This window comes from Microbacterium sp. T2.11-28, assembly GCF_950097975.1.
GTDB lineage: Bacteria > Actinomycetota > Actinomycetes > Actinomycetales > Microbacteriaceae > Microbacterium.
The window spans coordinates 26,469-49,665 of the sequence record NZ_CATNHF010000002.1 but is presented as its reverse complement, the minus strand read 5'-3'; the positions used below and the strand labels follow the sequence as shown (position 1 = coordinate 49,665).

25 protein-coding genes are annotated in these 23,197 nt (G+C 71.4%); 6 read left to right on the top strand and 19 right to left on the bottom strand.

The genetic code is table 11. From position 1 onward, the window contains the following. Positions 1-3: 3 nt before the first annotated feature. Entirely contained in the window at positions 4-477 is a 474-nt protein-coding gene (locus QQZ13_RS05180) for an OsmC family protein (RefSeq protein WP_284528086.1), read from the bottom strand. An 80-nt stretch (positions 478-557) separates the two neighbouring features. On the opposite strand from QQZ13_RS05180, the gene QQZ13_RS05175 reads away from it, so the two are divergent. After that, positions 558-1,547 (top strand): asparaginase, encoded by a 990-nt coding sequence (locus QQZ13_RS05175; protein WP_284528085.1) that lies wholly within the window; start codon positions 558-560, stop codon positions 1,545-1,547. Between the two features lie 31 nt (positions 1,548-1,578). After that, entirely contained in the window at positions 1,579-2,697 is a 1,119-nt protein-coding gene (gene ald / locus QQZ13_RS05170) for an alanine dehydrogenase (protein WP_284528084.1), read from the top strand. 5 nt (positions 2,698-2,702) lie between these two features. Here ald and QQZ13_RS05165 read toward each other — a convergent pair whose 3' ends face one another. The 3 genes from QQZ13_RS05165 to QQZ13_RS05155 all read right to left on the bottom strand — a co-directional run bounded on the left by QQZ13_RS05165 (position 2,703) and on the right by QQZ13_RS05155 (position 7,103). Then, positions 2,703-5,438, bottom strand: a complete 2,736-nt coding sequence (locus QQZ13_RS05165) for an FtsK/SpoIIIE domain-containing protein (protein WP_284528083.1) — start codon at positions 5,436-5,438, stop codon at positions 2,703-2,705. Between the two features lie 66 nt (positions 5,439-5,504). Next, complete coding sequence (locus QQZ13_RS05160) at positions 5,505-6,293, bottom strand: PP2C family serine/threonine-protein phosphatase (protein WP_284528082.1); 789 nt, start codon at positions 6,291-6,293, stop codon at positions 5,505-5,507. Between the two features lie 144 nt (positions 6,294-6,437). Continuing rightward, positions 6,438-7,103 (bottom strand): large exoprotein, encoded by a 666-nt coding sequence (locus QQZ13_RS05155; RefSeq protein WP_284528081.1) that lies wholly within the window; start codon positions 7,101-7,103, stop codon positions 6,438-6,440. A 163-nt stretch (positions 7,104-7,266) separates the two neighbouring features. Here QQZ13_RS05155 and QQZ13_RS05150 point away from each other — a divergent pair, with 163 nt between their 5' ends. Then, positions 7,267-7,827: a DUF4282 domain-containing protein gene (locus tag QQZ13_RS05150; RefSeq protein ID WP_284528080.1), complete on the top strand. Its 561-nt coding sequence runs from the start codon at positions 7,267-7,269 to the stop codon at positions 7,825-7,827. 12 nt (positions 7,828-7,839) lie between these two features. Here QQZ13_RS05150 and QQZ13_RS05145 read toward each other — a convergent pair whose 3' ends face one another. The 13 genes from QQZ13_RS05145 to prmC form a co-directional block, all read right to left on the bottom strand. Further along, on the bottom strand, positions 7,840-8,589 hold the full coding sequence (locus QQZ13_RS05145) for a YaaA family protein (protein ID WP_284528079.1): 750 nt from the start codon (positions 8,587-8,589) through the stop codon (positions 7,840-7,842). A gap of 85 nt (positions 8,590-8,674) precedes the next feature. Continuing rightward, positions 8,675-8,935, bottom strand: a complete 261-nt coding sequence (locus QQZ13_RS05140; RefSeq protein WP_284528077.1) for a F0F1 ATP synthase subunit epsilon — start codon at positions 8,933-8,935, stop codon at positions 8,675-8,677. 1 nt (position 8,936) lies between these two features. Continuing rightward, the gene (atpD, locus tag QQZ13_RS05135; RefSeq protein WP_284528076.1) at positions 8,937-10,385 is read right to left on the bottom strand and encodes a F0F1 ATP synthase subunit beta; all 1,449 of its coding nucleotides are present in this window, start codon (positions 10,383-10,385) and stop codon (positions 8,937-8,939) included. A gap of 23 nt (positions 10,386-10,408) precedes the next feature. Beyond that, complete coding sequence (locus QQZ13_RS05130; RefSeq protein ID WP_284528075.1) at positions 10,409-11,311, bottom strand: F0F1 ATP synthase subunit gamma; 903 nt, start codon at positions 11,309-11,311, stop codon at positions 10,409-10,411. A gap of 30 nt (positions 11,312-11,341) precedes the next feature. Beyond that, a complete protein-coding gene (gene atpA, locus QQZ13_RS05125; RefSeq protein ID WP_284528074.1) occupies positions 11,342-12,982 on the bottom strand; it encodes a F0F1 ATP synthase subunit alpha in 1,641 nt (546 codons plus the stop codon). A gap of 72 nt (positions 12,983-13,054) precedes the next feature. After that, positions 13,055-13,843 carry a F0F1 ATP synthase subunit delta gene (locus QQZ13_RS05120; protein WP_284528073.1) on the bottom strand — a complete coding sequence of 263 codons (789 nt, stop codon included), beginning with the start codon at positions 13,841-13,843 and terminating at the stop codon, positions 13,055-13,057. Then, positions 13,843-14,391, bottom strand: coding sequence for a F0F1 ATP synthase subunit B (locus tag QQZ13_RS05115; RefSeq protein WP_284528072.1), 549 nt, complete (start codon positions 14,389-14,391; stop codon positions 13,843-13,845). The genes QQZ13_RS05120 and QQZ13_RS05115 overlap by 1 nt, the downstream gene beginning before the upstream one ends. 28 nt (positions 14,392-14,419) lie before the next feature. After that, positions 14,420-14,653: an ATP synthase F0 subunit C gene (gene atpE / locus QQZ13_RS05110; RefSeq protein WP_144807427.1), complete on the bottom strand. Its 234-nt coding sequence runs from the start codon at positions 14,651-14,653 to the stop codon at positions 14,420-14,422. Between the two features lie 42 nt (positions 14,654-14,695). Continuing rightward, on the bottom strand, positions 14,696-15,526 hold the full coding sequence (gene atpB / locus QQZ13_RS05105; RefSeq protein WP_284528107.1) for a F0F1 ATP synthase subunit A: 831 nt from the start codon (positions 15,524-15,526) through the stop codon (positions 14,696-14,698). 132 nt (positions 15,527-15,658) lie between these two features. Beyond that, a complete protein-coding gene (locus QQZ13_RS05100; protein ID WP_284528071.1) occupies positions 15,659-16,165 on the bottom strand; it encodes a hypothetical protein in 507 nt (168 codons plus the stop codon). Beyond that, the gene (locus tag QQZ13_RS05095) at positions 16,162-17,334 is read right to left on the bottom strand and encodes an MraY family glycosyltransferase (protein ID WP_284528070.1); all 1,173 of its coding nucleotides are present in this window, start codon (positions 17,332-17,334) and stop codon (positions 16,162-16,164) included. The genes QQZ13_RS05100 and QQZ13_RS05095 overlap by 4 nt, the downstream gene beginning before the upstream one ends. After that, positions 17,331-18,044, bottom strand: coding sequence for an L-threonylcarbamoyladenylate synthase (locus QQZ13_RS05090; protein ID WP_284528069.1), 714 nt, complete (start codon positions 18,042-18,044; stop codon positions 17,331-17,333). The genes QQZ13_RS05095 and QQZ13_RS05090 overlap by 4 nt, the downstream gene beginning before the upstream one ends. Positions 18,045-18,126: 82 nt before the next feature. Beyond that, the gene (gene prmC, locus QQZ13_RS05085; protein ID WP_284528068.1) at positions 18,127-19,011 is read right to left on the bottom strand and encodes a peptide chain release factor N(5)-glutamine methyltransferase; all 885 of its coding nucleotides are present in this window, start codon (positions 19,009-19,011) and stop codon (positions 18,127-18,129) included. Positions 19,012-19,112: 101 nt separating this feature from the next. Here prmC and cysK (QQZ13_RS05080) point away from each other — a divergent pair, with 101 nt between their 5' ends. Genes cysK (QQZ13_RS05080) through epsC form a run of 3 tightly spaced genes read left to right on the top strand, consistent with a single transcriptional unit; the run spans position 19,113 to position 21,630 of the window. Further along, the gene (gene cysK / locus QQZ13_RS05080; RefSeq protein WP_284528067.1) at positions 19,113-20,051 is read left to right on the top strand and encodes a cysteine synthase A; all 939 of its coding nucleotides are present in this window, start codon (positions 19,113-19,115) and stop codon (positions 20,049-20,051) included. Between the two features lie 8 nt (positions 20,052-20,059). Then, positions 20,060-21,010 (top strand): cysteine synthase A, encoded by a 951-nt coding sequence (cysK, locus tag QQZ13_RS05075; protein ID WP_284528066.1) that lies wholly within the window; start codon positions 20,060-20,062, stop codon positions 21,008-21,010. Further along, the gene (gene epsC / locus QQZ13_RS05070) at positions 21,007-21,630 is read left to right on the top strand and encodes a serine O-acetyltransferase EpsC (RefSeq protein ID WP_284528065.1); all 624 of its coding nucleotides are present in this window, start codon (positions 21,007-21,009) and stop codon (positions 21,628-21,630) included. The genes cysK (QQZ13_RS05075) and epsC overlap by 4 nt, the downstream gene beginning before the upstream one ends. Before the next feature lie 27 nt (positions 21,631-21,657). Here the strand turns inward: epsC and QQZ13_RS05065 are convergent, their stop codons facing one another. Beyond that, complete coding sequence (locus tag QQZ13_RS05065; RefSeq protein WP_284528064.1) at positions 21,658-22,059, bottom strand: hypothetical protein; 402 nt, start codon at positions 22,057-22,059, stop codon at positions 21,658-21,660. A gap of 53 nt (positions 22,060-22,112) precedes the next feature. Beyond that, a complete protein-coding gene (gene prfA, locus QQZ13_RS05060; protein WP_284528063.1) occupies positions 22,113-23,186 on the bottom strand; it encodes a peptide chain release factor 1 in 1,074 nt (357 codons plus the stop codon). Positions 23,187-23,197: the final 11 nt, after the last annotated feature.

Genomic DNA, 23,197 nt, shown 5'->3' with positions numbered 1-23,197 from the left:
CGCTCAGCCGGCGACGAGGATCGTCGGCTCGTGCCGCACCGGGAAGTTGACGCTGTTGGCGATGAAGCACCAGTCCCGCGCCTGCGCGTGCGCGGCCGTCGCCGCGTCGCGCATCGACTCGTCCGCGATCGTCACCGTCGGGCGGAGCACCACTTCGGTGAACGCGCCCCCGCCCCGGCCGTCCTCGGTCATCGTGCCGGAGGCGTCGTCGGTGTAGGCGACCACGACGACGCCGGCGCCGACGCACGCGTGCAGGTAGGACAGCAGGTGACACTCCGACAGCGCGCCGAGGAGCAGGTCCTCCGGGTTCCACTTGGACGGGTCGCCCCGGAACGGCTTGTCGCTGGACGCCGCCACATCGGGCTTGCCGTCGACGGAGAGGGTCACCGAGCGGTCGTAGTCGCGGTAGCCGCTCGTGCCGGTGCCGCGGTCTCCCGTCCAGGTGGCCCGCAGCGCATAGCGATGTTCTCCGATCACCCCGCAAGTCTGCCATCCCGCGCGGGCCACGGGCCCGTCGGCTCCACGGCGTCGGCCGCCTCCGACGATAGGCTGGCCGCGTGACGCAGACCTTCACCGTGTCCTCCGCCGTCGAGCTGGCGGTCGTCGAGCGCAGCGGCTTCGTCGAGTCCCGCCACAGCGGATCGGCGATCGTCCTCGATCCCGAGGGGGTCGTCCTCGAGAGCCTCGGCGACGTCGACAGCCCGATCCTCCCCCGCTCGAGCCTCAAGCCGCTGCAGGCACTGGGTTGCGTGACGGCGGGCGCCGCGCTCGACGGCGAGCGCCTGGCACTGGCCACGGCGAGCCACTCCGGCACCGACCGGCACGTGGCCGTGGTCCGCGACATCCTCGACGCCGCGAGGCTCGACGAGTCCGCGCTGCAGTGCCCGCCGGCCTGGCCCGGCGACGCTCCGACCCGCGACGACCTCGTGCGCCGGGGCGAGGGCCCCTCGCGCGTGCGGATGAACTGCTCGGGCAAGCACGCCGCGATGCTGCTCGCCTGCACGGCGGCCGGCTGGGATCCGGCGAGCTACCTCGATCCGGCGCACCCGCTCCAGGCGCACATCCGCGAGGTCGTCGAGCGCCTGACGGGCGCCCGCGTCAGCGCCACCGCCGTCGACGGCTGCGGCGCCCCGGTGTACGGGATGAGCCTCACCGCGCTCGTGCGCGCCCTGCACCGGATCGGCACCGCCTCGGAGCGGTCGCCGTTCGCGCTGCACCGCTCCGCGGGCACGCTCGTGCGCGCCGTGCGGGAGAACCCCTGGACGATCGACGGCCCGGGACGGCCCGACACCATCGCGATCGAGCGCCTGGGCGTGTTCGCGAAGGGCGGCGCCGAGGGCGTGACGGTCATGGTGGCCCCCGACGGCACCACGACCGCGTTGAAGGTGCTCGACGGGAGCGGCCGCGCCGCGACCGCGATCGCACTCGCCCTGCTGGAGAAGCACGGCGCCCTCGCCGCCGCGGATGTCGCCGCGACGATGGCACAGCTTCCGCTGCCGGTCCTCGGCGGCGGACGGGAAGTCGGCGCGATCCGCCCGACGGTCTAGGAGCCCCACCCGGGCGCGGAGAGGAAACCCCATGAGGATCAGCGTTCCCACCGAGATCAAGAACAACGAGTATCGCGTCGCCCTCACCCCCGCGGGGGTGCACGATCTCGCCGCCGCCGGGCACGAGGTGTTCGTGCAGCGCGGCGCCGGTCTCGGGTCGTCGATGTCCGATGCGGAGTACACCGACGCCGGCGCGACCCTGCTCGACGATGCCGCGGAGGTGTGGGCGCGGGCGGAGCTCCTGCTGAAGGTCAAGGAGCCGATCGCCGCCGAGTACGGATACTTCCGCGACGACCTGGTGCTGTTCACCTACCTGCACCTCGCCGCCGATCGACCGCTGACCGAGCGCCTGGTGTCCGACCGGGTCACCGCCATCGCCTACGAGACCGTCCAGCAGGTCGGCGGCGGTCTCCCCCTGCTCGCGCCGATGAGCGAGGTGGCGGGGAGGCTCGCGCCGACGGTGGGCGCGGCCACGCTGATGCGCTCGGCCGGAGGCCTCGGTCTGCTGATGTCCGGCGTTCCGGGCACGCGTCCGGCCACCGTCACCGTCATCGGAGGCGGTGTCGCGGGGGCGAACGCAGCCGTGATCGCAGCGGGGCTCGGCGCGGACGTCACGATCTTCGACACGAACATCCAGCGGCTCCGCTTCCTCGACGACCACTTCCAGGGCCGCGTCAAGACGGCATCGTCGAATCCGCTCGACCTCGACCGCGCGGTGGTGAACAGTGACCTCGTCATCGGGTCGGTGCTGATCCCGGGGGCGAAAGCGCCCAAGCTGGTGACCAACGACATGGTCAGCCGGATGCGGCCGGGATCGGTGCTGGTGGACATCGCCGTCGACCAGGGCGGCTGCTTCGAGGACACGCGGCCGACCACCCACGCCGACCCCACCTTCGAGGTGCACGGGAGCGTCTTCTACTGCGTCGCGAACATGCCGGGCGCCGTACCGAACACGTCGACGTCTGCGCTCACCAACGCGACCCTGCCCTACGTCCGGCGGATCGCCTCGCTCGGCTGGGAGCGCGCGCTCGCGGCCGATCCCGCACTGGCGGCGGGCCTGAACACGACCGGTGGCGCGGTCGTGAACGCCGGCGTGGCCGAAGCGCACGCGATGGCGTCGACGCCGCTCGCCGACGTGCTGGTCGCCTGAGGCCGTCACGACGGCAGCAGGATGCGCGCGACCGCGCCGTCGCCCGCCCGCAGCCAGGCCCGGCCCGCCTGCGGCAGCGCGAACGGGGGCACCTCCGGTGAGCCGGTGATCGCCCGGTACTCCGCGGCGCACGCCGCATCGATGACCAGGTGCCCTTCCGCGCGGGCGCGCGCGAGCAGACGCCACTGACCGAGCCAGGCTTCCGGCGTCCCCCAGAGCACACGGCCCGGGGCGGGCACCGCCGACGGGTCGTCCACGGTCACCACCTCGCGCCCCTCCGCCGCCCAGCTCTCGATCGTCGACCGGGTCCGCGCGCCGGCGGGGGCGACGAGGGCGACCGGCAGGCGCGAGGGGCGCCACGGGCGCTGCGCAGCGGTGGCCTCCGCGGCGGCACCCTCGCCGTCCGGCTCGGTCCACAGCCCCTGGACGAGGATGCCGTCGCACCTCCCCCGTCCGGGCGGGAGCCGCGCGGGGTCGCCGGGCGCACCTCCCGCGGCGAGGTGGTCGCTTCGCGAGGCATGCGACAGGAGCAGTCGCCGCGGGATCGCCTCCACGATCCGCGCGACGGCGCCGCCCGGACGCTGCGCCGAGACCACCACCTGCACCCCGCGTCCACGGGCCTCGCGTGCGAGCCGTTCGATCCGCTCCCTGACGACGGCTCCGTGGTCGGGACCGAGGCGGGCCAGCAGCAGATCCAGGTCGTCGGCGACGACCAGGGCGCCGCGGGCCACACCCTCCGCGGCTTCGGTCGCATCCCATCCGCGCTCGGGATCGGCGGGGATCGTGAGGACGGCGCCCGCCTGTCGCGCGAGGGCGCGCAGCGCGCTCGTGCGGCCGCTGCCGGAGGCTCCCAGCACCACCAGCCCGGGTTCGTCCGCGGGCAGCGCGAGCGGGCGCTGCCGCTGGTGCTCGGGCTCGTCGGTGACGCCGAGGATCAGCTCGCCCGGTCGGCGCTCCACCTCGCGGAGGCCGATGACGGCCGGCAGCGGCTCCAGCCACGGCCTGCGCGCGGGCGGATGCGAGATCGTCTCGAGTCCCTCGATGTCCGCCGGAGCGCATCGGGAGACCCGCAGCGCCCGGGCAGCGGCGTCGACCGGCCTCCGGACGAGGCAGACCCCGCGGTCCTCGACCCGCCCCGACAGCGCGGCGGCCTCGTCGGTGCCGATCACCGCCCGCGAGTCGGAGGCGTCGGTGACGCGCAGCGCCAGCCGCAGCGGGGCGTTCGCCAGCACCGCCTCGCGGAACGCCCCCGCCGCGCGCTGCGAGGCCAGGACGAGGTGGACGCCGAGCGCGCGTCCTCGCGCCGCGATGTCGCCGAAGAGCTCGTGGAGCGCCGGGTGCGAGGCGACGAGGGCCGCATACTCGTCGACCACGACGATCAGGCGCGACAGCGTGCCGCCGGCCTCCTCGACGTCGCGGACCGCGGCCGCGGCGAGCACGCGCTCACGGTGACGCAGCTCGGCGCGCAGGCTCTCGATCGCCCGGACGGCAGCGGTCTCGTCGAGATCGGTCAGCACGCCGGTGACGTGCGGCAGCCGCGCGAGCGGGTCGAAGGCGCGCCCGCCCTTGAAGTCCACGAGCAGGAAGGAGACCTGCTGCGGCGTGTGCACCGCCGCCAGGGCGACCACCCAGGAGATCAGCAGCTCGCTCTTGCCGGACCCCGTCACGCCGATGACGACCGCATGCGGCCCGTCGGCGATCAGGTCGATGACGACGGGCTCGCCCGCGCGCGTGCCCACCACCGCCGGAAGGCCGCCCGGCCGTGGTCGCGGCGCCGCGACGAGCAGCTGCGCGAGCGGCGGTGCGGGCTGGTCGGCGGCGCCGCGCAGCGCGCGAGCGCGATCTGCCAGGATCGCCGCCAGCTCCCGCGCCCGATCGCGCGAGACCGGCTCGATCTCCACCTCGCGGCTGACGTCACCGTGATCGACGCGGGCGCGCGCGGGCCCCACGAGCGACAGCACGACGCCGCAGCGCGGTGGCGGCGGGTCCCCCTCGGCGACGACGGCGATCACGACGCCGTCATCGCGCTCGCTCCGTTCGCCGGGCTCCGACAGGCGCAGGAGGCGCCTTCCGGTGCTGCGGCGGTGCGGCAGCACCGCGGCCCAGCCGTCGTCCGCGGTGATCACGCGCAGTTCTCCCGGAGGAAGGTTCAGACACGCCTGCAGGAGGAGGCCGCGCGCGACCGCCCGGGCAAGCACGGGCGGCCCGACCACCGCCACCCCCTCATCCAGCGGCACGGTGACGGGAGCGCGTGCGAGGACGCGCGCCGCTGCGCGCAGTGCCCTCACGGCGTCGCCGCCGTCGCCACCCTCGACCCGCACCGCGCTCGTCGCCTCACCGCGGCCGACGACGAGGCTCCGGACGCGCTCGGGCACCGGCCTCCAGATCTCCTCGGGCCGCGCCGCGTGCGCCGCGACATCGGGATGTCGCACCCACAGCGCCGCCCGCTCGCGGTCGTGCCGGGCCGCCACCTCCGCGCGGATCGCCGCGAGTCTCTGCGCGTGCGCCGCCCGCTCCCGCCGCGCGGCACGCCGGGATCCGCGACGGCCGTCGAGCAGCCCCGCGAGCGCCAGCACCGGCCCGAGCAGCGCGAACCACAGCATGGCCGTCGACCCCGTCACCGCCCACAGCAGCCCGGCGCCCAGCACGGGTGCGAGCGACGACAGCAGGGGAAAGCCGGGACGCACCGGCTCAGCGGGCGCGGAGGGGAGCCGAAGGGGTTCGTCGGGTGCGGTGGTCACCGCCCCAGTCGAGCGGAGATCATCGCTGCGCGGAGGCTTCCGGTGCCGTCCGGTGGAGAGGAGCGCTCAGTCCTCGAGCGGGGAGGAGCCGGTGCGCGACACGTTCAGCACGATGATCGTGATGTTGTCGCGACCGCCGTTCTCCAGAGCGGCCTCCAGCATCGCGTCGACGGCCTCGGTGGGGTCGTCGTGCTGCAGGAGGAAGTGCAGGATGCCGTAGTCGGTCAGCTCCTTGGTGAGCCCGTCACTGCAGACGACGAACCGGTCGCCGTCGACGACCTCGAGGCGCACGTAGTCGGGAGCCACGCCGTCGGAGGGCCCGACGGCGCGCGTGATCACGTTGCCGTAGGGGTGGTTCTCGGCCTCCTCGGGGCTCAGCCGGCCCGCGGAGATGAGCTCCTGCACCACCGAGTGGTCCGTCGTGATCTGCGCGAGGCTCTCGTCGCGGAACAGATAGACGCGCGAGTCGCCGATGTTGAGGGTGACCCAGGTGGGCTCCTCACCCGTGTCGTCGAGGTAGACGCCGGTGACCGTCGTGCCGGTTCCCTCGTCGGTCGCCTCGGGGTGCGAGTCGATGTCGGCCACCGCACGGCCGAGGGCCTTCTCGATGGCCTTGGGGCTGACCGTGCCCTTGTCCGCCACCGCGCGCAGCCGGGTGATCGTGCTCGACGACGCGATCTCGCCGCCGATGTGGCCGCCCATGCCGTCGGCGACGACGAACAGGGGGTACTGGGCCAGCACGGCGTCCTGATTGACGTCGCGGCGACGACCGCGATGGGTGACCTCGGCCCAGGACAGTTCCAGAGCGCCGTCCGGCAGCGAGACCGTGTGTCTCTGCGTCGCGGATTCGGCCACGATCCCACCCTTCCTGGTCGTCGGTGGACGTGGTCACACTCTAGTGGACCGGCCTGTGCCGCCCGGACCACGGCCGGGCCGCGTCGGGCAGGAGGACGCCATCCGGGCGCGCTGCGATGCGTGCCCGGATGGCGTCATCCGTCCTCAGGCCTTCGGCGGCTCCGTCGTCGGCGGCTCCGTCGTCGGCGGCTCGGCGACCGGCGGCTCGGGCGCGGCGGACGGAGCGGCCGGCGGCGGCGTGGGAGCGGCGGACGGCGCGGCCGGAGCGACGTAGCCGGGCGCGGTGACGGGGTTGGCCGGGTATCCGCCGGCGGGCGCCTGGCTGGGGATCCCCGCCCAGGTGGTGGTGTCGGAGAGGAACCCGTTGCCGGCCCAGGGGGCGGCGGGAACGTTGAGGTTCCACCGCGACTTGTCGAACGCGTTGATGCCCAGCCACACGGGCGCCAGGAAGAAGTAGAGGATGACCCACACCGCTTCCTTCTGGAGCTTGAGGCCGACCCGCCACGCTGCGAGCAGTGCGATGACGTGCATCGCGAGGCCGAGGACGCCGTTGAGACCGGGCACCCAGAAGAGCACGATCGCAGCGCCGCCGGCGATGAGCACGAGCCAGGGGTTCAGGTCGCCGAGCTTGCTGAACACCATGAAGTTGTAGATCGGCACCCAGGCGCGCCACTTGCCCTGCACGCCGGCCTTGTCGAAGACCTTCATGAGGAAGTAGGCGGTCACCACGTAGATGGCGACGCCGATGAGGAAGCTGAAGAAGCCGAGAATCGCGAGGGCCGCCAGTGCGGCACCGTCCGGGTAGTCCATGTCGATCCTTTCCGAGGGGCGTGAAGGCGGCGAGCCGTCGGCCGAGGGCCTCGGCTGGTGCCATGCTAGCGAGCAGCCGTCGCGCTGCACAGGATCGCGCGCCCACTCGCGGTGCGCCGCCGAGCGTGGATAGCCTGGCGCTACACCCCACGGAAGGACCGTCATGACCGACAGCACCCCCACCCCGCCTCCCCTTCCGTCTCAGCCGGCCGCCCAGGCCGCCGCGGCCCCCACTGGCGCACCGGCAGCCGCCGAGGTCGATGACACCGGCGTCCCGCGGCTGCTGGGCGACGTCGACGACATCGGCCGCGGCTTCCTGTCGGCGCTGTTCGACATCTCGTTCACGACCTTCATCACCCGCCGTCTGGCCAGCGCGTTCTACGTCGTGGGCCTCATCGCCATCGCGATCGGCTTCATCGCGACGTTCTTCGGCGGCATCATCGGGGGTATCCGGTCGCTGTGGTGGAACCCCGGCGGCGGCATCGCGCTGATCGTCTCCACGGTGATCATCGTGCCGATCCTGGCCTTCATCGCCGTCGTGGTGCTGCGGTTCGTGATCGAATCGGTGGTGGCGCTCATCGCGATCGCCGAGAACACCGAGCGGACCGCCCAGAACACGGGCAGCGCCCCGACCAGCGGCACCGCGGTCACTGCGAACACCGCAGCAACCCCGGGCACCTCGACCGCACACGCCCCCGAGACCGGGACCGCGCGCGAGGCCTGACGGGCGCCGGCCTCAGACGACGAGGTCCAGCTCCCCGGGCGCACCGGGCCGCACGTCCCAGCCGGCGGCCTCCGCCCAGCGACGGAAGCCGCGGAGCGAGCCCACGCGCGGCCGGTCCTCGGCCAGCGCCCGCACCAGCGCGCCCTTCGCGTGCTTGTTGAAGTGGTTGAGGGCGCGGACCACGCCGTCGTCCCCCGCCGTCACGACGCGGAGATATGCCGAGGCCACCCCGGAGGGCACCGGGCCCAGCGCGGCATACGCCTCGGACCGCAGGTCGAGCACGACCGCGGGGGCCAGCGCCGCCAGCGCGGAGGTGACGGCATCGGCCCAGACCCGGCGCAGCGGCGGGATCCCCGGAAGAGTCGTCCCCGCCGCCAGCCGGTAGGCGGGGATCGGGTCGGTCGCACGGACCGGGCCGAACGGAGCCGACTGGATGAGGACGTGCGCACCCAGCCAGCGTCGCGCCGCTGCAGGCAGCGACGACGCGTCGAGGGCGTCGAACAGCACGCCGGTGTAGCGGTCGACCGCAGCCATCGTCGGCGCCTCGCGGAGCGCGGCGTTGTCGGCGATCTCTCCCCGCTGCCGAGCGCTCAGCCGAAGCACGCGCGCCGCCTCCTCCTCGTCCGCGCTGAGGCCCACGAGCGCCTCGGACACGAGTGCGCGCTGCGGGGCCAGCGACGGGAGCGCCAGGCCTCCGACGTCGAGGGGCGCGCCCGCGCCGCCCGGTCGCTTGGTCTCGGACGGCGGAAGCAGGATCAGCATGGCGGTGGCGGGATCGACACGGGACGAACGGCTCCGGAGAAACAGCGACGCCGCCCGGGTGAGCGGGCGGCGTCGCGACGTGGTGTCAGGATTCGAGGCTGGCGTGGCCGGCGACGATGGTGAGCTCGTCGGCCTCCATCGACAGGAAGCCGTCCTGAGCGCTGGCGATCACCTTGCTGCCGTCGGCCTGCGTGATGCGGACCTGACCCTCGGCGAGGATGGCCAGCACGGGCTCGTGGCCCGACATGAAGCCGATCTCGCCCTCGACGGTCTTGGCGACGACGAGGCTCGCCTCACCGTGCCAGACTTCCTCCTCCGCGGAGACGAGGGTGACAGTCAGGGGCATGTCAGCCGTTCTCCTTCTGGATCTTCGCCCACTTCTCCTCGACGTCGCCGATGCCGCCGACGTTGAAGAAGGCCTGCTCGGCCACGTGGTCGAAGTCGCCCTTGACGATCGCGTCGAACGACTCGACGGTCTCCTTGATCGGGACCGTGGAGCCCTCGACACCGGTGAACTTCTTCGCCATGTAGGTGTTCTGCGAGAGGAACTGCTGGATGCGACGGGCGCGGGCCACGACGACCTTGTCCTCCTCGGAGAGCTCGTCGACACCGAGGATCGCGATGATCTCCTGCAGCTCCTTGTTCTTCTGGAGGATCTGCTTGACGGCGGTGGCCACGCGGTAGTGGTCGGCGCCGATGTAGCGCGGGTCGAGGATGCGGCTCGTCGAGGCGAGCGGGTCGACGGCGGGGTACAGACCCTTCGACGCGATCTCGCGGGAGAGCTCGGTCGTGGCGTCGAGGTGCGCGAACGTGGTCGCCGGCGCCGGGTCGGTGTAGTCGTCAGCGGGAACGTAGATCGCCTGCAGCGAGGTGATCGAGTGACCGCGGGTCGAGGTGATGCGCTCCTGGAGCACGCCCATCTCGTCGGCGAGGTTCGGCTGGTAGCCCACGGCGGAGGGCATGCGGCCCAGCAGCGTGGAGACCTCGGAACCCGCCTGCGTGAAGCGGAAGATGTTGTCGATGAACAGCAGCACGTCCTGCTTCTGCACGTCGCGGAAGTACTCCGCCATCGTCAGCGCCGACAGCGCGACGCGCAGACGCGTCCCCGGCGGCTCGTCCATCTGACCGAAGACGAGGGCGGTCTTGTCGAAGACGCCCGCCTCCTCCATCTCGTGGATGAGGTCGTTGCCCTCACGGGTGCGCTCGCCGACCCCGGCGAACACGGACACGCCGCCGTGGTCCTGCGCGACGCGCTGGATCATCTCCTGGATGAGGACCGTCTTGCCGACGCCCGCACCGCCGAAGAGGCCGATCTTCCCACCCTGGACGTACGGGGTCAGCAGGTCGATGACCTTGATGCCGGTCTCGAACATCTCGGTCTTGGACTCGAGCTGGTCGAAGTTCGGCGCCTGGCGGTGGATGCCCCAGCGCTCGGTGACCTCGATGGTCTCACCCGGCTCGGCGTTGAGCACGTCACCGGTCACGTTGAACACGCGACCCTTGGTGACATCGCCCACGGGGACCGTGATGGGACCGCCGGTGTTGCGCACCTCCTGGCCGCGGACCATGCCGTCCGTCGGCTTCAGGGAGATGGCCCGCACGAGGTCGTCGCCGAGGTGCTGCGCGACCTCGAGGGTGATCTCGGTCGACTCGCCATCGATGGTGATGGTCGTCTTCAGAGCGTTGTAGATGTCGGGGATCGAGTCGTGCGGGAACTCGATGTCGACGACGGGGCCGGTGACGCGCGCGACGCGACCGACGACCGTGGTCGCTTCAGCGGTGGCGGTGGTGGTCATTCTCTGTCTCTTTCGTGGGGTCGTTACTTGCCCGATGCGAGGGCGTCGGCGCCGCCGACGATCTCGGCGATCTGCTGCGTGATCTCGGCCTGACGCGCGTTGTTGCGCAGGCGGGTGTAGTCGGTGATGAGCTTGTCGGCGTTGTCGCTGGCCGACTTCATCGCCTTCTGCGTGGCGGCGTGCTTGGCCGCGGACGACTGGAGGAGGGCGTTGAAGACGCGGCTCTGGACGTAGACGGGCAGGAGGGCGTCGAGGACGACCTCCGGGCTCGGCTCGAACTCGTAGAGCGGGTAGACCTGCGTCGACGACGTCTCGGCCTCGTCGGCCTCGACGACCTCCAGCGGAAGCAGGCGCACGGTCTCGGGCGTCTGCGTCATCATGCTGATGAAGCGGTTGTACACGAGGTGGATCTCGTCCACGCCGCCGTCCTCGCCGCCGAGGTCGTAGGCGTCGATGAGCGCGCCGGCGATCTGCTCCGCGGTGTTGAAGTGCGGCGTGTCGGTGTCGCCCGTCCACTCCCCCGCCCACGGCATCCGGCGGAACTGGAAGAAGCCCACCGCCTTGCGACCGACGAGGTAGTACACCGGCTCCCGGCCCTCGCTGCGCAGCAGCTCGCCCAGCTGCAGGCCCTCACGGAGGATCTGCGAGTTGAACGCGCCCGCGAGCCCACGGTCGGAGGCGAAGATGACGACCGCCGAGCGGCGGATCACCTCGCGCTCGGTGGTGAGCGGGTGCTGGACATTGGAGTGCGTCGCCACGGCGGCCACGGCCCGCGTCACGGCACGCGCGAAGGGGGACGACGCGCGGACGCGCGCCATCGCCTTCTGGATGCGCGAAGCCGCGATGAGTTCCATCGCCTTCGTGATCTTCTTGGTCGTCTGAGCAGAAGAGATCTTCTGCTTGTAGACCCGGAGTTGTGCGCCCATAGGTTCTGTGTCTCGGTCAGACGTCGCGGCTCAGCCGCGGCGGCCCTTGACGATCTTCTCCTGGTTGACGTCCTCGACGTTCGCCGCCTCGACCTCTTCATGGCCGGGCTTGTTGATCGCCTGGCCCTTGCCGCCCTGGAACTCCAGGACGAAGGCGTCGGTGACCTTCTCGAGCTCGGCGAGGGTGTCGTCGTCCAGCACGTTCGTCTCGCGCAGCGTGTCGAGGATCGACGTGTTGCGCTTGAGGTAGTCCAGCAGGTCGCGCTCGAAGCGCAGCACGTCCTCGACCTCGATCGAGTCGAGCTTGCCGTTCGTGCCGGCCCAGATCGAGACGACCTGCTCCTCGACGGGGTACGGGTCGTACTGCGGCTGCTTGAGCAGCTCGGTCAGACGCGCACCGCGGTCCAGCTGACGACGCGACGCGGCGTCGAGGTCGGACGCGAACATCGCGAACGCCTCGAGCGAGCGGTACTGCGCGAGCTCGAGCTTGAGCGTGCCGGAGACCTTCTTGATCGACTTCACCTGGGCGTCACCACCGACGCGCGACACCGAGATGCCGACGTCGACAGCGGGGCGCTGGTTGGCGTTGAACAGATCGGACTGCAGGAAGATCTGGCCGTCGGTGATGGAGATCACGTTGGTCGGGATGTAGGCCGACACGTCGTTGGCCTTCGTCTCGATGATCGGCAGACCCGTCATCGAGCCGGCGCCCAGGTCGTCCGACAGCTTCGCGCAGCGCTCGAGCAGACGCGAGTGCAGGTAGAAGACGTCGCCGGGGTACGCCTCGCGGCCCGGCGGACGACGCAGGAGCAGCGACACGGCACGGTAGGCCTCGGCCTGCTTCGACAGGTCGTCGAAGATGATCAGGACGTGCTTGCTGTCGTACATCCAGTGCTGGCCGATGGCCGAGCCGGTGTACGGCGCGAGGTACTTGAAGCCGGCCGGGTCGGACGCCGGAGCGGCGACGATGGTGGTGTACTCCATGGCGCCGGCGTCTTCGAGCGCGCCCTTGACCGAGGCGATCGTCGAGCCCTTCTGGCCGATGGCGACGTAGATGCAGCGGACCTGCTTCTCGGGGTCGCCCGACTCCCAGTTCGACTTCTGGTTGATGATCGTGTCGATCGCGATCGCGGTCTTGCCGGTCTGGCGGTCGCCGATGATGAGCTGACGCTGGCCGCGGCCGACGGGGATCATGGCGTCGATCGCCTTGATGCCGGTCTGCATCGGCTCGTGCACGCTCTTGCGCGACATGACGCCGGGCGCCTGCAGCTCGAGCGCGCGGCGACCGGTGGTGGCGATCTCGCCGAGTCCGTCGATCGGGTTGCCGAGCGGGTCGACGACGCGGCCGAGGTAGCCGTCGCCGACGGCGACCGACAGCACCTCGCCGGTGCGGGTGACCTTCTGGCCCGCCTCGATGCCCGAGAAGTCACCCAGGACGACGACGCCGATCTCGTTCTGGTCGAGGTTGAGGGCCAGGCCCTCGATCCCGTTGGCGAAGCGCACGAGCTCGTTCGCCATCACGCCGGGGAGACCCTCGACGTGGGCGATGCCGTCGGCGGCGTCGATGACGGTGCCGACCTCGGTGGCGGATGCCGCGGTGGGTTCGTACGCGGCGACGAAGTCTTTCAGCGCGTCACGGATGACGTCGGGGCTGATGGACAGTTCTGCCATGGTCTTCCTTTGTTGTGAAAGTCGGTGCAGGGAGGCCCTGCGGACCCGCTCCCCGGTGGGAGCAGGGAAGTTCTAGCCAGCCAGGCGCTGACGGAGATCGTTGAGACGGGAGGAGACGGTGGCGTCGATGACGTCGTCGCCGATCTCGATGCGCACACCTCCGACGACCGACGGGTCGACGACGGTGTTGAGCGCGACGTCGGCACCGTAGCGACGGCTGAGCGAGGAGCGCAGCCGCGTGAGCTGGTCGGCATCCAGCGGAGCCGCCGCGTAGACGGTCGCGACCGTGCGGCCGCGCTGGTCGGCCACGATGCGGAGCGCCCGGTTCAGGAGCGAGCGCACGCGACGCTCCCTGGGCTGCTGCACGAGCGAGGAGACGATGAGCGTCGTCGCCTCGCTGGTGCGACCGCCCAGGATCCGCTCGATCAGCGTGCCCTTGGCGGAGGAGTCGCCCAGCCGGCTGCCCAGGGCGAGCTCGAGCTCGGGGTTCACGGCGACCGTGCGCGCGACCTCGAACAGCTCCCCCTCGACGTCGACCGTCGGCACGGCGATCGCGGCCGCGCGGATCGCGAGCGCCTCGATGCCGCCGATGAGGTCGTCGAGCGAGGACCAGCGCTGCGCAGCAGCCGTGGTCACCAGCGAGACGACCTCGGGCTGGAGGCTCGCGAACACCTGCGCGGCCACACCGGCACGCGCCTCGCCCGGGACTCCCCAGGCCGACAGCGCGCCGCTCAGCTGCGACGACTCGCCGATGGTGCGCGCCGCGAGGAACAGCTCCCGAGACGTGCTCAGGTCGCTGATCTTCGTGGTCGCGAGCGCCGCTTCGGTCGCCGCGAGTGCCTGAGTGGTCGCAGAGCCCATTACTTCGCCGTCTCCGACTCGAGGTCTGCGAGGAAGCGGTCCACGACGCCCTTGGCCTTCTTGTCGTCGGCGAGGGTCTCGCCGATGACGCCGCCGGCCAGGTCGAGCGCGAGCGTGCCGACCTCGCTGCGCAGCGAGACGAGGGCCGACTGGCGCTCCGCCTCGATCTGCGTGTGGGCCGCCGCCGTCAGGCGGGCCGCCTCGGTCGACGCGTTCTCGCGGGCCTCGGAGACGATCTTCTTGCCGTCCTCACGGGCGGCGTCGCGGATCTCCCCGGCCTCCTTGCGGGCCTCGGCGAGCTGCGAGGTGTACTCCTCGAGCGCGGCCTCGGCGCGGCGCTGGGCCTCGTCGGCCTTCGCGATGTTGCCCTCGATGGCGGCGGAGCGCGCGTCGAGGAGCGTCTTCATCTTGGGAAGGGCGACCTTCCAGAAGACGAAGAGGATGACGACGAAGCAAACCGCCGACCAGATGATGTCGTACCAGGCGGGGATGAGCGGGTTGTGCGCCGCACCCTCTTCCGCCGCGTACGCGACAAGATCCTTGAGCATCCTGTCTCCTTAAGGGACTGGTGGGGGCTTACTGGAAGATGAAGTAGGTGGCGATGCCGATGAAGGCGAGCGCCTCGGTGAAGGCGATACCGATCCACATCAGCACCTGCAGACGGCCGGCCAGCTCGGGCTGGCGGGCGACGCCCTCGATCGTCTTGCCGACGACGATGCCCACGCCGATGGCGGGGCCGATGGCGGCGAGGCCGTAGCCCATCGTCGCGACGTTGCCCTCGAGGGCGGCGAGAACCGTAGTTGCGTCCACGGGGTTTTTCCTTTCGGTTGAGGGCGGCGGTTGCCGTCCCGATCAGTGCTCTTCGGCGACCGCGAGCTGGATGTAGACCGCGGTCAGGATGGTGAAGACGTAGGCCTGGAGGACGGCCACCAGGATCTCGAACAGGGTGAAGGCGAGGCCGAACGCGAGCGAGCCCGCTGCCAGGGCCGACCACCAGCCACCGAGGTCGAGGAGGAAGAACTGCGTCGCGGCGAAGAACAGGACGAGCATGAGGTGCCCGACGATCATGTTCATGAGCAGTCGCAGCGTCAGCGTGACGGGCCGCACGATGAAGGTCGAGATGAACTCGAGCGGCGTGACGATGATGTAGAGGAACGGCGGCACGCCCGAGGGGAACAGCGCGTTCTTGAAGAAGTTCTTCGGGCTCTTCTTGAGGCCGGCGTAGATGAACGTCACGTAGCTGATGACGGCCAGCAGCAGCGGGACGGCGATGATGCTCGTGCCGGCGATGTTCAGGAACGGGATGATGCCCGTGATGTTCATGAACAGCACCATGAAGAAGATCGTGGTGAGGATCGGCAGGAAGCGCTGCCCGTCCTTCTTGCCCAGCAGGTCTTCGGCCACGTTGACGCGGACGAAGTCGAGGCCCATCTCGACGAGGCTCTGGAAGCGGCCGGGCACGACCGTCATGCGCCGCGTGCCGAGCCAGAAGATCAGGACGATCGCGATGACCGCGAGGAACTGGATCAGGTGGATGCGCGTGATGGAGAGCGGTTCACCGAACAGGACGAGACCCGGGAACGTGAAGATGGCCTCAGGGAAGAACTCGTCGATCGAGGGACCGTGGAATTCCGGGCCTTCTCCGGCCGAGGTGGCGATCAGGGTCGCAGTCTGGGTAAACAGCGCTGGCTCCAGCTTCGGGGCACCGGCCAGGGCCGGGGCGACGATGGTCGATGTGAGCGGACTCCGCACACCACTCCCGGAGGAGCAGGGCAACCGCTCCGTGAGGAGCAGGCGGGCTCTGAAGACAGCCTATCAGTCCTCGCGTGCGGTATCGTCCCGGGCCGGACGATCCGCGGCGCCCTCGGCGACCTCCTCGGCCGTGGGGAGGGTCACGTCGCTGACGTGCGGGATGCGCATCTTCAGCATGACGACGACGTCGATGGCCAGCGAGACGAGCACGCTCGCCACGAGGGCGACGAAGAACACCGGCCCGTTCAGCCACGGCTGGTCGCGCAGCGACAGCAGCACCACGATGAACAGGACGAACTTGAGCAGCCAGGCGCCCATGACCAGCCCGAAGAAGATCGGCACGTAGAGCGGGTCGCCGTACCAGCGGTTCGCGATCAGGATGCTCGCGCCGGTGAACCCCAGGAAGACCGCGGCGAGCACGACGGCGACCAGGGCGCTCCACAGCCCGTCGACGCCGCCGACGGCCCAGCCGACGAGCGCGCCGATGACCGCCAGCCCGGCGGTGGCGGCCGCGGACCACAGGAGGGTCGTGCGCAGGACGGGAGTGCTCGAGACGGTGGGGGGGTTCATGCGACGGACTTCCGTTCGGGGGCGGGTGGGGCGGCGCCGCGCGGGGCGCGCCGGGAGGGCATCAGGGTGACGATGAGACACGCGGTCACGCCGAGGGCGGCGAAGGCCACGCCGGGCCCGTAGAGCCCCGGCCAGCCCGCGGTCGTGCCGATGTACATGAGGAGGACCGAGAAGCTGACCACCGCGGTCCAGGCGTAGAAGATCAGCACGGCGTCGCGGTCGGTGTGGCCCATGTCGAGCATGCGGTGGTGGAGGTGCTTGCGGTCGGGCGAGAACGGCGACTTGCCCTTGGACATGCGGCGGATGACCGCCAGCCCGAAGTCGAGCAGCGGCAGGAGCACGACCACGATGGGCAGGAGCACGGGGATGAACGCACCGAGCAGCTGGGAGCGGCCGAACTGATCGTTGTCCGCGAGGAGCTGCGGCGGCAGATTGCCGTTGACGAGGAGCGCCGAGACCGCCATCAGCAGTCCGAGCATGAGCGCTCCCCCATCGCCCATGAACAGCCGCGCGGGGCTCCAGTTGAAGGGCAGGAAGCCGACGCAGACGGCCACCAGGGTGATCGCCAGGAACGCGGCGAGGCTGGAGTAGCTGCTGAACTCGAAGTCGCGCGCGAGGAGGTACGTGTAGGCGAAGAAGACCACGTTGGCGATGAGCACGACGCCCGCGACCAGCCCGTCGAGCCCGTCGATGAAGTTGACCGCGTTCATGACCACGACGATCACGAGCACCGACAGCGCGACGCTGATCCAGCCGGACAGGTAGGTCGCGCCGCCGACCGGGAGGTAGAAGATCTGCACGCCGCCGGGGCCGACGATGATCCAGGCGACGAGGATCTGCGCGCCGAGCTTGAGGAACCAGTCGAGATCCCACAGATCGTCGGCCACGCCCACCACCACGATGAGCAGCGTCGCGCCGAGGATCGCCCACACGCGCGCGGGCTCCTGCCAGATGATCTGGAAGTAGGGCACCGCCGTGGAAAGCGCGAAGGCCCCGAGGACGCCGAGGAACATCGCGACGCCGCCCAGCCGGGGGGTGGGGTTCTTGTGGACGTCGCGCTCGCGGATGCCGGGGTAGAGCTTGTAGCGCATGCTCACCCGCCACACCACCCACGTGAGCGTGAAGGTCAGCGCCGCGGTGATGATCAGCGTGAAGAGGTAGTGCTTCACGCAGCGCCGCCGCCAGCGTCGGAGTCGGCGGGGTCGGGGTCGGCGGGGTCGGGCTCGAGCAGGTCGCCGAGGACCTCGCGCAGCTCGGCGCGTCCGACCGCGCCGTCGCGGAGCACGCGCACCGCGCGGCGGTCGTCGCCGACGAGGCCGGTGGCGTCGATGATCGTCGAGGCGACGCCGGTGGACGAGGCGCCCCCGTCGAGGTAGACCGTGACGCTGTCGCCGAGCATGTCGAGCGCGTCATCGACCGCGGTGGCCGCGGCCTTCCCGGTCAGGTTCGCGCTGGAGACCGCCAGCGGACCGGTCTCGGCGAGCAGCTCGAGGGCGATGCGCTCGGCCGGCATGCGCACGGCCACCGTGCCGCCGGTGTCGCCGAGGTCCCACGTCAGCGAGGGCTGGGCGGGGAGGACGATGGTGAGCCCGCCCGGCCAGAACCGCTCGACGAGGCGCTCGACCGGCTCGGGGAGCTCGGCCACGAGGGCGCGAAGCGTCGGGATGCCGGGGACCAGCACGGGCGGCGGCGACTGCCGGCCGCGCCCCTTCGCCGCCAGGAGGCGGGCGACGGCGGCCGGGCTGAAGGCGTCGGCGCCCACGCCGTAGACGGTGTCGGTGGGCAGCACGACGAGTTCGCCCCGGGCGATGGCCTGACGCGCCTGACGGAGTGCGGGAAGCAGCTGGTCGGCGTCGCGGCAGTCGAACACAGTGGACATAGCCGCTCCAGTCTACGGTCGCGCGCCTCGGGTTCCCTGTGCCGGTGCTCGGGTGACGGTGCTCCCGCGCCGGCGGCGCCCGTCAGGCGCGGATCGCGGTGGTGGCGCGGTCGCGCAGGGTGAGGTCGGGGTGGGTGGCCGCCGCACGCCACCCGTCGGCGGTCAGGAGGTCGCGGATCGCGGCGCCCTGCCACTCGCCGTGCTCGATGACGAGCGACCCGCCCGGGTGGAGCAGGCGCTGCCCGACGGTCGAAAGCTGCCGCACGACGTCGAGCCCGTCGGCGCCGCCGTAGAGCGCCGCCGGCGGGTCCCAGTAGCGCACCTCCGGATCGCGCGGGATCGCGTCGTCAGGCACATAGGGCGGATTGGAGACGAGCACCGACACCGTGCCGTCGAGGGCGGGGAACGCCACGGCCAGGTCGATGAACGCCAGCGTCGCGTGCGGGGCGATCGCCGCGAAGTTCTCCTTGGTCCACAGGAACGCGTCGACGGAGTTCTCCGCCGCGAACACCCGCGCGTGCGGCACCTCGGTCGCCATCGACAGCGCGATCGCGCCGGAGCCGGTGCCGAGGTCGACCGCGATCGGGGCGGGCGACGCGGCGGCCTGGAGGGCGTCGATGGCCAGCTGGGCGACCATCTCGGTCTCGGGGCGCGGCACGAAGACGCCGGGACCGACGCGCAGCTCGAGGTGGCGGAATGGCGCGAGGCCGGTCAGGTGCTGCAGCGGCTCACGGGCCGCCCGCCGGGCGACCAATTCGTGCCACGCGTCCAGGTCGGTCGCGGGGACCGGGTCGCCCCGCAGCGCGGCGGCGGCCAGTGCGCCGCGGGAGAGCCCCAGCACATGGGCGGCGAGCAGCTCGGCGTCGACGTCGGGCGTGGGCACGCCGGCGGCGGCGAGGGTCGCCGTCGCCCCGCGCAGCAGCTCGCTCAGGCGCGCGGGCGCGCGCGAATCATCGATCGTTCTCATGGGCGCGTCCAGCCTAATCGTGAAGAATCGTCACATAGGTCGTCCTCCCGGTTCGCCGCCGTAGGCTGGTCCGACCCGCACACCCGCACGAAAGGCAGGCCATGTCCGGCATCCACCCCGACATCACGAGCGCATTCGGCAACACCCCACTGGTCAAGCTCAACCGCGTCACCGAGGGACTGCCGGGCACCGTGCTCGCAAAGCTCGAGTTCTACAACCCCGCCTCGTCGGTCAAGGACCGCCTCGGCATCGCGATCGTCGACGCCGCCGAGGCCTCGGGCGAGCTGAAGCCCGGCGGCACCATCGTCGAGGGCACGAGCGGCAACACCGGTATCGCGCTGGCGATGGTGGGCGCTGCGCGCGGCTACAAGGTCATCCTGACGATGCCGTCGTCGATGTCGGTCGAGCGGCGCCTGCTGCTCAAGGCCTACGGCGCCGAGCTGGTGCTCACCGATCCCTCTCTCGGCATGAAGGGCGCCGTCGCCGAGGCCGAGCGCATCGCGGGCGAGACCCCGGGCGCCGTCCTGGCCAAGCAGTTCGCGAACCAGGCCAACGTCGAGATCCACCGCAAGACCACCGCGGAGGAGATCATCCGCGACACCGACGGCGAGGTGGGCTACTTCGTCGCGGGCATCGGCACGGGCGGCACGATCACGGGCGTGGGCCAGGTGCTGAAGGACCGCCTGCCCGAGGCGAAGGTCGTCGCCGTCGAGCCGGCCGACTCGCCGCTGCTGACCAAGGGGACGCCCGGCCCGCACAAGATCCAGGGCATCGGCCCGAACTTCATCCCGCCGATCCTCGACCAGGGCGTCATCGACGAGGTCGTCGACGTCGCCTTCGACGACGCGATCAGCACGGCGCGCGAGGTGGCCACCAAGGAGGGCATCCTGGTCGGCATCTCCTCGGGCGCAGCGATCTGGGCTGCGCTGCAGGTCGCCGCGCGCCCCGAGGCCGCCGGCAAGAACGTCGTCGTGATCGTGCCGTCGTTCGGCGAGCGCTACCTCTCGACGGCGCTCTACGAGCACCTGCGCGAAGACTGAACCGACACGTGCCCGGCATCCATCCCGACATCACCAGCGCGTTCGGCGACACCCCGCTCGTCCGCCTGAACAGCCTCCCCCGCGACCTGCCCGGCGGCGCGGAGGTGCTCGTCAAGCTCGAGTTCTACAACCCGGGCGGGAGCGTGAAGGACAGGCTCGGCTACGCGCTGATCGAGGCGGCCGAGGCCGCCGGCGAGCTGGTGCCCGGCGGCACCATCGTGGAGTCCACGAGCGGCAACACCGGCATCGCGCTGGCGCTGATCGGGGCCGCGCGAGGGTACCGGGTGATCCTCACGATGCCCGCCTCGATGTCGAAGGAGCGCCGCACGCTGCTGAAGGCCTACGGCGCGGAGCTGGTGCTCACCGACCCCTACAAGGGCATGACCGAGGCCGTCGACACGGCCCGGCGGATCGTGGCGGAGACGCCGGGCGCGGTGCTGGCACGTCAGTTCGAACACGCGGCGAACGCGGCCATCCATCGCCGGACCACCGCGGAGGAGATCTGGCGCGACACCGACGGCCGGGTGGACTGGTTCGTCGCCGGGTCGGGCACCGGCGGCACGATCACCGGCGTCGGCCGGGTGCTCAAGGAGCGGAACCCCGACGTGAAGGTCGTCCTCGTCGAGCCGAAGGACTCCCCCGTGCTCAGCGAGGGACGCGCGGGCGGGCACCGCATCCAGGGCATCGGCCCGAACTTCGTGCCGGACGTGCTCGATCGGTCGGTCGTCGACGAGATCTCGGACGTGGAGTTCGACGACGCGATCCGCGTCGCCCGCGAGCTGGCCACCCGTGAGGGCATCCTCGCGGGGATGTCGGCCGGCGCCGCCGTCTGGACCGCGCTGCAGATCGCCGCGCGTCCGGAGGCGGCCGGGCAGCGCATCGTCGTCATCGTCCCCGACGCCGGAGAGCGGTACCTGTCGACCGCCCTCTACGCGCACCTCCGCGAGGAGGCGTCGTGAGCGCCCCGCGGTCCCCCCGCTCCGTCGCCCGTCGCGGCGCGCGCCGGCTCCTCACGTTCCTCTCGCGCGTGCGCGAGGATGTCGCCGCCGCGAAGCTGCGCGACCCCGCGGCACGCTCGGGCATCGAGATCGCCCTGCTCTACCCGGGACTCCACGCCATCTGGGCGCACCGCGTCTGGCACGCGCTGTGGGTGCGCCGGGTGCGATTCCTCGCCCGCGCGGGCTCCCAGGTCACCCGCTGGCTGACCGGCATCGAGATCCACCCCGGGGCGACCATCGGGCGGCGCTTCTTCGTCGACCACGGCATGGGCGTCGTCATCGGCGAGACGGCCGAGATCGGCGACGACGTCATGCTCTATCACGGCGTCACCCTCGGCGGCCGCACCCGCGACGCGGGCAAGCGGCACCCCACCCTCGGCGACGGTGTCGCCGTGGGCGCCGGAGCGAAGATCCTCGGTCCGGTGACCGTGGGCGCGGGATCGGTCGTCGGCGCCAACGCCGTCGTCACCCAGGATGCACCCGAGGACTCGGTTCTGGTCGGCATCCCGGCCAAGCCCCGGCGCCGCACGCCCGGCGAGGACACGAAGGCCGTGCTCACCGCTCCCGAGTACCACATCTAGCCCGCGCCGCGCGGGACGGCGGGTCGGTCAGCCGCGGCGCTCGGCGACCTTCTTCTTGATGAAGAGCATCGGGAGGAACAGCGTCGCCAGCGCGGTGACGAGCCAGACGATCACCGGCGCGATCACCCACGTCCACCACGGGGCGCCGATCGTGAGCCCGGCCCGCGGGATCAGCACCACCACGACGAGGGCGACGAAGGTCGACACGATGCCGATGCCGCCCAGCAGCGCGGGGGCGTTGCGCTGCGCGACGCGGGCGAGCCAGGGCGCCAGGACGCTCTGCAGCACGGCGAAGATCACGATGGCCAGGATGAAGCCGAGCGGGCTCCCCCAGTCGATGACGAAGCCGGGGAGCACCAGGTCTGCCACGATGAGGCCGACCGCCGCCGAGGCGAGGAAGATCAGCGCGCGCAGGAGGAACATGATCATGCCGCGAGCGTAGCGCGGGCGGTTCGCGCGGCGCGAGGCCGGCGCGCACCGTGTCAGGAGCCCAGCGCCGCCAGCCGGGCTTCCTCGTCGGCGCTGATGGCCGACTCGATGAGCGGGCCGAGCGCGCCGTCCATCACCTGGTCGAGGTTGTAGGCCTTGTACCCGGTGCGGTGGTCCGCGATGCGGTTCTCGGGGAAGTTGTACGTGCGGATGCGCTCGGAGCGGTCCATTCCGCGGATCTGAGACCGCCGCGCGTCGGAGGCCGCCGCGTCGAGCTCCTCCTGCTGCTTGGCGAGCAGGCGCGCGCGGAGGACGCGCATACCGGCCTCGCGGTTCTGCAGCTGGCTCTTCTCGTTCTGCATCGAGACGACGATGCCGGTCGGGACGTGGGTGATGCGGACGGCGGAGTCGGTCGTGTTGACGGACTGCCCGCCCGGCCCGGACGAGCGGAAGACGTCGATCTTGAGGTCGTTCGGATCGATCTGGATCTCTTCGGGCTCGTCGACCTCGGGGAAGACGAGGACGCCGGTCGTCGAGGTGTGGATGCGTCCCTGGGACTCGGTGGCCGGCACGCGCTGCACGCGGTGCACGCCGCCCTCGTACTTCAGATGCGCCCAGACGCCCTGCGCGGGGTCGGAGCTGGATCCCTTGATGGCGACCTGGACGTCCTTGTACCCGCCGAGGTCGCTCTCGTTGCGCTCGAGCAGTTCCGTCTTCCAGCCCTTGGAGGCGGCGTACTGCAGGTACATCCGGAGGAGGTCGGCGGCGAACAGGGCCGACTCGGCCCCGCCCTCGCCCTGTTTGATCTCCATGATGACGTCCCGCGCGTCGTCGGGGTCGCGCGGGATGAGCAGGCGCCGCAGGCGCTCCTGAGCCGCCGACAGCTGCTCCTCGAGCGCCGGCACCTCGGCGGCGAACGCGTCGTCCTCCTTGGCGAGCTCGCGCGCCGCGTCGAGGTCGTCGGAGGCCGCCACCCACGCGTCGTGGGCGGCGACGATCCGACTGAGCTCGGCGTAGCGGCGGTTCACGCGCTTGGCGCGCGCCGCATCGGCGTGCACGGCGGGGTCGGAGAGCTCCTCCTGGACCGCCTTATGCTCGTCGATCAGTCCTTGGACGGACTCGAACACGATCGTCCCCG

Excerpts from the sequence above, each read along its gene's own strand:
- QQZ13_RS05130 (WP_284528075.1), bottom strand. The coding sequence starts at position 11,311 with ATGGGCGCACAACTCCGGGTCTACAAGCAGAAGATCTCTTCTGCTCAG.
- atpD (WP_284528076.1), bottom strand. The coding sequence starts at position 10,385 with ATGACCACCACCGCCACCGCTGAAGCGACCACGGTCGTCGGTCGCGTC.
- ald (WP_284528084.1), top strand. The coding sequence starts at position 1,579 with ATGAGGATCAGCGTTCCCACCGAGATCAAGAACAACGAGTATCGCGTC.
- QQZ13_RS05100 (WP_284528071.1), bottom strand. The coding sequence starts at position 16,165 with ATGAACCCCCCCACCGTCTCGAGCACTCCCGTCCTGCGCACGACCCTC.
- QQZ13_RS05065 (WP_284528064.1), bottom strand. The coding sequence starts at position 22,059 with ATGATCATGTTCCTCCTGCGCGCGCTGATCTTCCTCGCCTCGGCGGCG.
- atpA (WP_284528074.1), bottom strand. The coding sequence starts at position 12,982 with ATGGCAGAACTGTCCATCAGCCCCGACGTCATCCGTGACGCGCTGAAA.
- cysK (WP_284528067.1), top strand. The coding sequence starts at position 19,113 with ATGTCCGGCATCCACCCCGACATCACGAGCGCATTCGGCAACACCCCA.
- QQZ13_RS05115 (WP_284528072.1), bottom strand. The coding sequence starts at position 14,391 with ATGCTCAAGGATCTTGTCGCGTACGCGGCGGAAGAGGGTGCGGCGCAC.
- QQZ13_RS05145 (WP_284528079.1), bottom strand. The coding sequence starts at position 8,589 with ATGCTGATCCTGCTTCCGCCGTCCGAGACCAAGCGACCGGGCGGCGCG.
- QQZ13_RS05120 (WP_284528073.1), bottom strand. The coding sequence starts at position 13,843 with ATGGGCTCTGCGACCACTCAGGCACTCGCGGCGACCGAAGCGGCGCTC.
- QQZ13_RS05090 (WP_284528069.1), bottom strand. The coding sequence starts at position 18,044 with ATGTCCACTGTGTTCGACTGCCGCGACGCCGACCAGCTGCTTCCCGCA.
- prmC (WP_284528068.1), bottom strand. The coding sequence starts at position 19,011 with ATGAGAACGATCGATGATTCGCGCGCGCCCGCGCGCCTGAGCGAGCTG.
- QQZ13_RS05140 (WP_284528077.1), bottom strand. The coding sequence starts at position 8,935 with ATGCCCCTGACTGTCACCCTCGTCTCCGCGGAGGAGGAAGTCTGGCAC.
- QQZ13_RS05150 (WP_284528080.1), top strand. The coding sequence starts at position 7,267 with ATGACCGACAGCACCCCCACCCCGCCTCCCCTTCCGTCTCAGCCGGCC.
- QQZ13_RS05155 (WP_284528081.1), bottom strand. The coding sequence starts at position 7,103 with ATGGACTACCCGGACGGTGCCGCACTGGCGGCCCTCGCGATTCTCGGC.